This is a genomic window from Flavobacterium sp. (assembly GCF_035760125.1).
GTDB lineage: Bacteria > Bacteroidota > Bacteroidia > Flavobacteriales > Flavobacteriaceae > Flavobacterium.
The window spans coordinates 1-10,540 of sequence record NZ_DASTTN010000114.1; the positions used below are offsets into that span (position 1 = coordinate 1).

Genomic DNA, 10,540 nt, shown 5'->3' on the forward strand with positions numbered 1-10,540 from the left:
TTTAAAAAAGGAAGTAGAGAAGTTATTACTTCATCGACAATTTCGCCTGCTGGAACCATTAGCCAGATTACTTTCCGATTTTGTAACTGTTGGCATAATTCTTCGACAGTAGTTGCTGTTTTTATTCCTTCTTTTGCAATATTCTTGACGAAAGTAGAATTCACATCATGGGCAATAACTTCATATTGATTTCGATTTAGATTTAAAGCCAAATTAAACCCCATTTTTCCAAGTCCTATAATACCTATTTGCATTTTTATTTATTTTTTAAGGTGCTGTGTATGTTTATTTTGGATTACTTATGCGTGTAAATAGTAAAAATATGTGTTTTAATTAATAAGTAATACTTTTTTCAGATATTTTGAATGATTTTTATTTGATTATTTACGGCGAAGTTTAATTTATATTTAAAAGCGCTATCAAACTCCCAAAATCTTATATTTGTAACAGCAATTGGTTTTAGTAAACTTTGAATGCTTTAACTCTCAATTTAATTCTCAAAATAATGATGCGATTATTTCTTGGCTGTTTTCTTTTTTTATCATTTTTCAGAGGATATTCTCAAGAGAATACATTTTCAATTGATACTTTGCACGTCAAGATCGACAGTCTCTACAGGGAAGATCAGTTTTATGCGGGTCTTAATTATAATTCGCTTTTAAAAAAACCTTCTGGAGTGTCTCAAGAAAAGATATCTTTTGGTTTTTCTGCAGGGTTTCTTAGGGATATGCCGATAAACAAAAGCCGGACTTTTGCAATAGCACCAGGTATTGGTCTTTCGTTTAATAACTATCTTCAAAATATGTCTATTAAAGGAACGAACCAAAACCCTGTTTATGGTGTAATACCATCGACAGTAAATTATAACAAAAACAGGTTCGAACAATTCCGGGTTGAACTTCCAGTTGAATTTAGATGGCGTAATTCAACTCCCGTAGAGTTCCAGTTTTTTAGAATTTATGGAGGTTTTAAAGTCAGTTATTTACTGGCAGATAAATCAGTTTATGATGATGGCACTGATAAAATTGTCATTAAAAACAATAAAGATTTTGAAGACTTTCTTTACGGTGTTTATCTTTCAGTGGGATACAGTGCTTTTAATCTGCAAGTGTATTATAATATAAACTCATGTTTTAAATCGTCTGCGCAAATCGATTCTGTGCCCATTACCATGAATGCGTTGAGTATTGGAGTTGTCTTTTACATTTTATAGCCATAAAAAAAGAAAGGCTAACTGCGGTATACTACCTAACAGTAATCCTATAATCAATTCCCTTGGGGTATGCGCTTCCATCACCAAACGCGAAGAAGCTACAAATCCATTCATTAGTAGTAAAAAAGGGACTATGTATATATTTCCAATTTGTAAATGAATATTCAACCCAAAAACAAAAACAGTTAAAGCCGAAATAGCGAGCATGTGCAAACTTGCTTTGGTCTTGGTGTATAATAATCCAAGTGCGAATAAAGTGCTAAACAAAGCACCTAAAAAGAAAAAATGCAATTCAGGGTAATATTCTAATGAGATGGTTTTTCTTAGCAATAAAATGATTATAAAGCTTTGAAAGATTAACGGTATTTTGCGTTGCTCCATATCGGCAATCATTATGGAATCTACTTTGTTTGTAAATCGCAATAAATAATACAGCGCCATCGGAGTCACAATAGTTATGATTGAAATTTGCAAAAAAAACGCGCTAATCTGTTCTATTTTGTAATCTGCAATATGGAATAAAAAAAAGAAAAAACAAGCTTGTATCGGTGTGAAAAGCGGGTGGAATATATAGGAAAATATGGGGAGTATCTTTTTCAATTTTAAAAAGAGATTTGAGGGGTGTTAAAGTTGAGAAACGGTGTTTATAATTTTTTTCTCATACGGGCAACTGGAATTTCCAATTGTTCGCGGTATTTTGCAATCGTTCTTCGTGCAATTGGATAACCTTTTTCTTTGAGAATTTCAGCCAAAAGATCATCAGGTAACGGGTTTTTTTTGTCTTCTTCCTCAATGGTGTTTTGTAGAATTCTTTTGATCTCAATTGTAGATACTTCTTCTCCTTGGTCGTTTTTCATGGCTTCCGAAAAGAATTCTTTTATCAGTTTTGTACCATAAGGAGTTTCTACATATTTACTGTTAGCCACTCTGGAAACTGTCGATATGTCGAGTCCAACCATATCGGCAATGTCTTTTAAAATCATCGGTTTCAATCGCGTTTCATCACCATCAAGCAAATAGTCTTTTTGATAATGCATAATGGCATTCATCGTTACGTACAAAGTGTCTTGGCGCTGTTTGATGGCATCTATAAACCATTTGGCTGAATCCAATTTTTGTTTGATAAACTGCACTGCGTCTTTTTGCGAATGCGATTTGTCTTTCGATTCTTTATAGGTTTGCATCATTTCCTGATAATCTTTGGAAACGTGTAGGGAAGGGGCATTTCTGCCATTCAATGTAAGCTCTAAATCTCCATCAACGATACGAATGGTGAAATCAGGGACTACGTTTTCAGTAATTTTATTGTTTCCAGAAAAAGAGCCTCCAGGTTTTGGATTGAGCCTTTCAATTTCATGAATGGCATTTCTAAGCTGTTCATTGGAAATGCTGAATTTCTGAATCAATTTGTCATAATGCTTTCTCACGAACGAATCAAATTGCTGTTCGATTATGTTTGTGGCCAATTCAACTGATTCAGTTGGGGTTTTATGTTTTAGTTGTAACAATAGACATTCCTGTAAATCCCTAGCTCCAACGCCTGTTGGTTCGAGTTCATGAATGATATGTAGAATAGCTTCAACTTGTTTCTCGGTAGTGTAAAGCCCTTGGGTAAAGGCCATGTCATCGACCAGGTCCGAGACGCTTCTTCGGATATATCCCATATCGTCAATACTTCCCACCAAAAATTCGGCAATATCACGTTCTTCATCATTCAGGATGAAAGTGTTTAATTGATTGATGAGGTCTTGATGAAAACTTATCGTTGCGGCAAATGGCGTTTCTTTGGTTTCATCGTCATCGCTGTAATTGTTGGCCTGTGTTTTGTAATCAGGAGTGTCGTCGCTGTTTAGATATTCGTCTATGTTGATGTCTTCGGCTTCGACTCTGTCAGCCTCCGAATCGTCATAGTCGTCATATTGTTCAGTGTCGTATTCGTCTTTTTCATAATTGTCCTCCTCTTTTCCAGATTCCAGAGCAGGATTCTCATTCATTTCTTCCAACAATCTTTGCTCAAATGCTTGCGTAGGCAACTGAATTAACTTCATCAACTGGATTTGTTGTGGAGATAATTTCTGTGATATTTTTAAATTTAAAAATTGCTTTAGCATATTTATAGTTGTTGGTTATTGGTTAATGGTTGTTGGCTAAAAACCGACAACCATCAACCATCAACTCTTTATTAAAATTCAGCATTCTGTGGTGTTCTTGGGAAAGGAATTACGTCACGTATGTTGGTCATTCCAGTTACAAAAAGTACCAATCTTTCAAATCCAAGTCCAAAACCAGAGTGAACCGCAGAACCAAATCTTCTAGTATCCAAGTACCACCATAATTCTTCTTCGTCGATTCCTAGGGCTTTCATTTTTTCGACCAAAACATCAAAACGCTCCTCTCTTTGAGAACCTCCTACGATTTCTCCAATTCCAGGGAAAAGGATATCCATCGCACGAACTGTTTTTCCGTCTTCGTTCAAACGCATGTAGAAAGCTTTGATATTTGCAGGATAATCAAACAAGATTACCGGACATTTAAAGTGTTTCTCAACCAAATAACGCTCGTGTTCCGATTGTAAATCAGCTCCCCATTCGTTAATGATATATTGGAATTTTTTCTTTTTGTTTGGAGTGGAATCTCTTAGGATGTCAATAGCTTCAGTATATGAAACACGTTTGAAATTGTTATTCATGACAAAACCTAATTTTTCCAACAAAGGCATTTCGCTTCTTTCAGCCTGTGGTTTTGATTTTTCTTCTTCGATCAAACGACCTTCCAAGAATTTCAAATCATCACCGCAATTGTCAACCGCATATTTTACTACATATTTAATAAAATCTTCAGCAAGATCCATATTGTCATTCAAATCATTGAAAGCTACTTCTGGCTCAATCATCCAAAATTCAGCCAAATGGCGAGAAGTATTTGAATTTTCGGCTCTAAAAGTAGGTCCAAAAGTATAAATTTGTCCCAAAGCCATTGCAAAAGTTTCTCCTTCCAATTGCCCAGAAACCGTTAAGTTTGTGTGTTTTCCGAAGAAATCTTTTTTATAGTCAATGTTACCTTCTTCGTTTTTAGGTAAATTGTCCAATGGCAATAAAGTTACTTGGAACATTTCGCCAGCACCTTCTGCATCGGCTCCTGTGACGATTGGCGTATTTACATACACAAACCCTTTTTGCTGGAAATAACTGTGTACTGCAAATGACAAAACCGAACGCACACGCATAATTGCTCCAAAAGCATTAGTTCTAACTCTTAAATGCGCATTTTCACGCAGGAATTCCAACGAATGTTTCTTTGGTTGCATTGGGAATTTCTCTGCATCTGAATCACCTAAGATTTCCAGTTTGTTAACCTGAATCTCGTATTTTTGTCCAGCGCCTTTACTCTCCACCAAACTTCCAGTTACAGATACCGCCGCTCCAGTCGTAATTCTCTTCAAAGTTTCGTCTGGTGTATTCTCAAAATCAACAACACACTGTATATTATTAATGGTAGAACCATCATTTAAAGCAATAAACTGATTATTCCTAAAAGTTCTAACCCAACCTTTTGCATTAATTTCCTGTAACGTCGTTGTACTGTTTAGTAAGTCTTTAACTTTTGTGTGTCTCATTTTAATTTTTGATTTTAAATTTAGATCAAAACAAAAATCAGTGTTTTAATCTAAATGCAAATATAAAGGATTTGTTTGTAATTGTCATTGTGAGATATAGTGTAATAAGGAGCAATTTCCTGCTATCCGCTATATCTTTTACTTTTTAAAGAAAAAAGTAAAAGGATGCCGCTGCAAACGTAATTCAATGAACTCCTATGAAAATAGAAATTAAGTGAACTAATCAGGGCTTGGCTTTCAGAAAGATTAGGGGATTTTGAGGATTAAAGTTGGTTTTAAAACAAAAAGCTACATCGTTTTTAGGGATGTAGCTTTGATAGTTTAATTGTATTGCTCTATAGCCGTGTGTTTATTCTGATTTTTTCTCAAAATCATCAATTTCTTCGTCCGTGAATTCCAGAATCTCAATTTTAGGTTCTATAAATTCCTGTTCGTTGGCAATTGTTTTGTTCAATGTCAACACCAATGCAGGAAGCAACATCAAATTTGATAACATCCCGAATAATAAAGTCAATGAAATCAATCCCCCAAGGGCAATAGTTCCCCCAAAGCTCGATAGCATAAATACCGAAAATCCGAAGAACAAAACGATCGAAGTGTAAAACATACTCAGTCCCGATTCGTTGAAGGTTGCATAAACAGATTTCTTTATTTTCCAGTCGTTTTTCTTTAACTCTTCCCGGTATTGGGCCAAGAATCGAACTGTGTCATCGACCGAAAGCCCAAAGGCAATACCAAAAACCAAAATCGTCGAAGGTTTTAACGGAATGTCCAAAAAGCCCATAATTCCCGCAGTAAGCAACAAAGGCAAGAGGTTTGGGATTATCGAAACCAACACCATCTTGAAAGAGCGAAACATAAATGCAATCAAAAGCGCTGTCAAGAAAAACGCAAACACCAACGAAGAAAGCAAGTTATCGAGCAGGTATCCAGTTCCTTTCTGGAAAACTAACGCTTTTCCTGTAATAATTACCTTGTATCTGTCAGGAGGGAATAATATATCAGCTTTTCTTCGGATTTCGGCTTCAATTATAGGGATTCTGCCGCCGCTTTCATCACGCATAAATGTAGTAATTCGGGCTACTTGTCCCTCTTTGTCAACATAGCTTTTCATCAAATTCTCTTTGGAATTCTTAGTGGCATTTTTGGCATAGGACAAAATAAAAGCCTGTTCCTGTGAAGTGGGTAACTCATAATAATCAGGATTACCATTGTAATAAGCCTGTTTGGAATATTTAACTAGATTGACAATGGAAATCGGTTTTGAAAGTTCCGGAATTTCCTCTATTGTTTTTTGGAGTTCATCCATTTTTTTCAAAGTAGATAATTTCATTATCCCTTTCTTGTGTTTGGTGTCAATCATTATTTCCAATGGCATAACACCGTCAAATTCTTTTTCGAAAAAAACAATGTCCTTGAAGAACTCTTCTTTTTTGGGCATGTCTTCAATTAAACTTCCGGAAATGCGCAATTTGTTGATTCCTATGATGCTTATGACCAAAAGACTGACAGCCACAGCATAAATAGAGAAACGATTATACTTTACATTTCTCAAGATCCAATCCATGAAACTCTTGATGGAATTTCTGTCCAAATGTTCCAAATGTCTTTCTATCGGGGCTGGAACATAGCTGTGCAAAATTGGAATAGCAATGATGCATAGTATGAACAGCATTAAAATGTTGATAGAGGTCACATTTCCAAACTCGATAAGTAGTTTATTATTGGAAGTGATAAAAGTGAAAAATCCAATCGCGGTGGTCACATTGGTCATCAGCATCGCCATTCCCACCTTGGTAGTTACACGCTGTATGGCTTTGGCTTTGTTTCCGTGAATTTTGAATTCCTGATGGTATTTGTTTGTCAGGAATATACAGTTCGGAATTCCGATAACAATCATTAACGTTGGCACCATGGCAGTCAATACCGTAATCTCATAATTCAATAATCCCAAAATTCCAAAAGACCACATTACACTAATGATTACAATGAAAAGAGATATCATCGTAGCTCTAAAACTTCTGAAAAAGTAAAAGAACAATAGGGAAGTGACAAATAATGCTGCACCAATGAAAAGACTAATTTCATTGAGGATGGTCTGCGCATTCAGCGTTCTGATATAAGGCATTCCTGAAACACGAAGCTTGATGTTTGTTTCCTTTTCGAAGGATTTTATGGCAGGAATCAGTTTGTTGAGAACATAGTTTTTTCTCTCTGGCGTGTTTACAATTTTTTTATCGAGATAAACTGCCGAGCGGATGCTTCCTGATTTTTTATTAAAAAGTAATCCTTCGTAAAAAGGGAGTTTATTAAAAAGTTCATGCTTAATTTTTAGCAGATAGTCTTTGTCCAATGTTTTGTTTTGGTCAACAAATGGAACTAGTTCAAATTTTTCCTCGGCTTCGTTTTTTTGCAGTTTTTTTAGATCATTTAATGAAATAACCAAATCGACATCCTTGTTGGATTTGATAGTTTCCATTAGTTTTACCCAAGAGGCATAAACTTTTGGAGTGAATATCGCATTGTTTTTTACGCCAATGACAATCAGGTTCCCTTCTTCTCCAAACTTGTTTAAAAAAGCATTGTATTCGATATTGACTATGTTGTCGGCAGGTAAAAGATTAGCTTCGGTATGGGTGAAGTGGATGTTTTTCCATTGCATTGCTAGAAGTATCGTAATTAACGCAATTAGCGATAGCATTAGTGCTTTATTTCTGATTACAACTCTGGCAATTAATTCCCAAAATCCAAGGCTAAACCATTTTTTCATCTTAAAATTTTTAAAAGTGCAAATTTAGTAAACCTTTAGAAATAAAGCCTTCCTTATTGGTAAAGTTATTTTTTCTTTTTTGAGCACGCGTTATTGCTGGAATTAAATTTTAGTTACTATTTTTCTTTGTTTTATAATTAATAGATTAGTTTTTCTCATCTTTGTTTTATAAAACAAATTTGCGCATTGCTATTGGTATGAAAAAGTACAGGAATACATTATTTTATTTAGGGGTTACAGGTGGTTTTACTGCGCTAATGTATTGGATTATAAGGTCTGGTAAGCATCTTGAGGGAAACAAAACCATTATTCATAAAGAGGCAAGCGTCAGTTCCTGGGACGATTTTATCACTTCAATGATTCATAACGTACAAGATCCTTTGGCTATTTTATTGGCGCAAATTATAATGATTATTCTCGTGGCTCGCCTTTTTGGATGGTTTTTCAAAAAAATAGGACAACCTTCGGTAATTGGTGAAATTATTGCTGGTATTGCACTAGGGCCCTCCTTATTAGGTTTGTATTTTCCTGATTTTTTTCATGCACTTTTTCCAGCCAATTCCTTAGAGAACTTAAAGTTTTTGAGCCAAATTGGGTTGATACTTTTTATGTTCGTAATTGGTATGGAACTTGATATTAAGGTGTTGAAAAACAGAGCTAAAGAAGCAGTTGTTATCAGTCATGCGAGTATTGTAATTCCATTTGCATTAGGAATTGGATTAGCATATTTTGTTTACAATCGTTTTGCTCCAGAGGGAGTTAAGTTTCTTTCTTTTAGTTTGTTTATGGGGATTGCCATGAGTATAACTGCGTTTCCTGTTTTGGCACGAATTGTCCAGGAAAGAGGCATGCATAAAACCAAATTGGGTGCTATTGCAATTACTTGCGCCGCTGCCGACGATATTACAGCTTGGTGTTTATTAGCTGTAGTAATTGCCATTGTAAAAGCTGGAACTTTCGAAAGTTCAATGTACATCATTTCGTTGGCCGCGATTTATGTGGTAGTAATGATATATTTGGTAAAACCCTTCTTGAAACGAATTGGAGACTTATACGGATCCAAGGACAGTTTGAGTAAGCCCGTTGTCGCCATTTTCTTTTTGATATTGATTATTTCTTCTTATGCTACAGAATTAGTTGGTATTCATGCCTTGTTTGGCGCTTTTATGATGGGTGCAATTATGCCGGATGTCCCTAAGTTCAGAACTGTTTTTATCTCCAAAGTTGAAGATGTATCAGTAATATTGTTGCTTCCTTTGTTCTTTGTATTCACTGGTTTGCGTACCGAAATAGGTTTGTTAAACGAGCCTTATTTGTGGAAAGTAACTGGTTTTATCATTCTTGTTGCCGTAGCGGGTAAGTTTTTGGGCAGCGCTTTGGCAGCCAAATTCGTTGGGCAAAGTTGGAGAAATAGTCTTGTTATTGGGGCCTTGATGAATACAAGAGGTTTGATGGAATTAATTGTATTGAATATTGGATTGGCCCTTGGAGTTCTTACGACCGAAGTCTTTACGATGATGGTAATCATGGCTTTGGTGACTACTTTTATGACAGGACCTGCCTTGGATTTAATCAATTATATTTTCAAAACCAGTGATGTCATAGACCATGATGAAGAAGTAAATCACAGCAAATACAGAATTTTGATTTCTTTTGGGAATAATGAAAAAGGTAAATCCTTGTTGCGATTGGCTAATAGTTTGGTAAAAAAACAAAAAGAAGCCTGTACTATTACTGCATTGCATTTATCCTTGAGTGATGAAATGCATACTTTCAATATGGAGGACAAAGAGAGAAGCAGCTTTAATCCTATAATGAAAGAAGCAGTTGTTTTGAAACAGGAAATAACTACAATCTTTAAAGCGACAATTGACATTGATACAGAAATAATTGATATTGCCAATCAAGGGGAATATGATCTATTATTGGTCGGACTTGGAAAATCCATATTTGAGGGAACTTTACTGGGGAAAGTAATAGGATTTACCTCGAGAATTATAAATCCCGAGAGATTGTTGGATAAATTTACGGGTAAAGAAGGGCTGTTTGTGAATTCACCATTTGATGAGAGAACAAGACAAATTGTTCTGAAAGTCAAAATGCCGTTGGGAGTTTTGATCGACAAAGACTTAAAAGAAGTGAATCAGGTTTTTGTTCCAATATACGGTTCCGAGGATTCTTTTTTGATAGATTATGCACAAAAAATAATTTACAATAATAATGCAACTGTTGCCTTTTTGGATATCAATGATCATATGCAATCAAATTTTGTAATTGCAAGTGCTCTAGGTTCCTTAAAACAAAAATTTCCAAAGAATGTGATTTTGGATAACGAATCAATTTTGACAGATGACTTCTTAATCAAGCAGGATTTAATGATTGTAAGTTTAGAAAGCTGGAAAGACTTATTGGATTCTCGCCCTGTTTGGTTAAGTGGGGTGCCTTCTGTATTGATTATTAAACCGTAATTATGAATTGGATTTTACTTATTATAGCCGGTTTTTTTGAGGTAGGTTTTGCTACTTGTTTGGGCAAAGCCAAAGAGACTTCGGGTATGACCTCGACTTTGTGGATGATTGGTTTCTTTATTGCACTTTCTATCAGTATGACGCTATTATACAAAGCTTCCCAAACTTTGCCAATTGGTACCGCTTATGCTGTATGGACAGGAATTGGAGCTGTTGGAACTGTTCTGGTTGGTATTTTTATATTCAAAGAGCCCGCAACTTTTTGGAGGCTTTTTTTCTTGTTTACTTTGATATCGTCTATAATCGGATTGAAATTTGTTTCGGTACATTAATAGTGTTGAGCTCTTTTTAATCATTTCAAATTAAATCTAAAATGGATAACGTACAAGAAAACAATAACATCATATATGTCTTGCTGGTAATTATTTTGGTATTTATCGGGTTGCTTTGTTATCTTGTATATAGATTGATAG

8 protein-coding genes are annotated in these 10,540 nt (G+C 35.2%); 3 read left to right on the forward strand and 5 right to left on the reverse strand.

The window, feature by feature from the left end:
* A partial coding sequence (locus VFS71_RS04455) for an NAD(P)-binding domain-containing protein (RefSeq protein WP_326399619.1) occupies positions 1–254 on the reverse strand: 254 nt, incomplete at its 3' end.
* 251 nt (positions 255–505) lie between these two features.
* Here VFS71_RS04455 and VFS71_RS04460 point away from each other — a divergent pair.
* The gene (locus tag VFS71_RS04460) at positions 506–1,213 is read left to right on the forward strand and encodes a porin family protein (RefSeq protein ID WP_326399620.1); all 708 of its coding nucleotides are present in this window, start codon (positions 506–508) and stop codon (positions 1,211–1,213) included.
* Here VFS71_RS04460 and VFS71_RS04465 read toward each other — a convergent pair.
* The 4 genes from VFS71_RS04465 to VFS71_RS04480 form a co-directional block, all read right to left on the reverse strand.
* Positions 1,208–1,813, reverse strand: coding sequence for a hypothetical protein (locus tag VFS71_RS04465; protein WP_326399621.1), 606 nt, complete (start codon positions 1,811–1,813; stop codon positions 1,208–1,210). The genes VFS71_RS04460 and VFS71_RS04465 overlap by 6 nt on opposite strands.
* A 44-nt stretch (positions 1,814–1,857) precedes the next feature.
* The gene (gene rpoN, locus VFS71_RS04470; protein ID WP_326399622.1) at positions 1,858–3,324 is read right to left on the reverse strand and encodes an RNA polymerase factor sigma-54; all 1,467 of its coding nucleotides are present in this window, start codon (positions 3,322–3,324) and stop codon (positions 1,858–1,860) included.
* Between the two features lie 71 nt (positions 3,325–3,395).
* Positions 3,396–4,829 (reverse strand): asparagine--tRNA ligase, encoded by a 1,434-nt coding sequence (gene asnS / locus VFS71_RS04475; RefSeq protein ID WP_326399623.1) that lies wholly within the window; start codon positions 4,827–4,829, stop codon positions 3,396–3,398.
* Positions 4,830–5,178: 349 nt separating this feature from the next.
* Positions 5,179–7,599, reverse strand: coding sequence for an efflux RND transporter permease subunit (locus tag VFS71_RS04480; protein WP_326399624.1), 2,421 nt, complete (start codon positions 7,597–7,599; stop codon positions 5,179–5,181).
* 197 nt (positions 7,600–7,796) lie between these two features.
* On the opposite strand from VFS71_RS04480, the gene VFS71_RS04485 reads away from it, so the two are divergent.
* Both VFS71_RS04485 and VFS71_RS04490 read left to right on the forward strand, forming a co-directional pair.
* Complete coding sequence (locus VFS71_RS04485; RefSeq protein ID WP_326399626.1) at positions 7,797–10,067, forward strand: cation:proton antiporter; 2,271 nt, start codon at positions 7,797–7,799, stop codon at positions 10,065–10,067.
* Positions 10,068–10,069: 2 nt separating this feature from the next.
* Complete coding sequence (locus VFS71_RS04490) at positions 10,070–10,399, forward strand: multidrug efflux SMR transporter (protein ID WP_326399628.1); 330 nt, start codon at positions 10,070–10,072, stop codon at positions 10,397–10,399.
* The last annotated feature ends 141 nt before the right edge of the window (positions 10,400–10,540 follow it).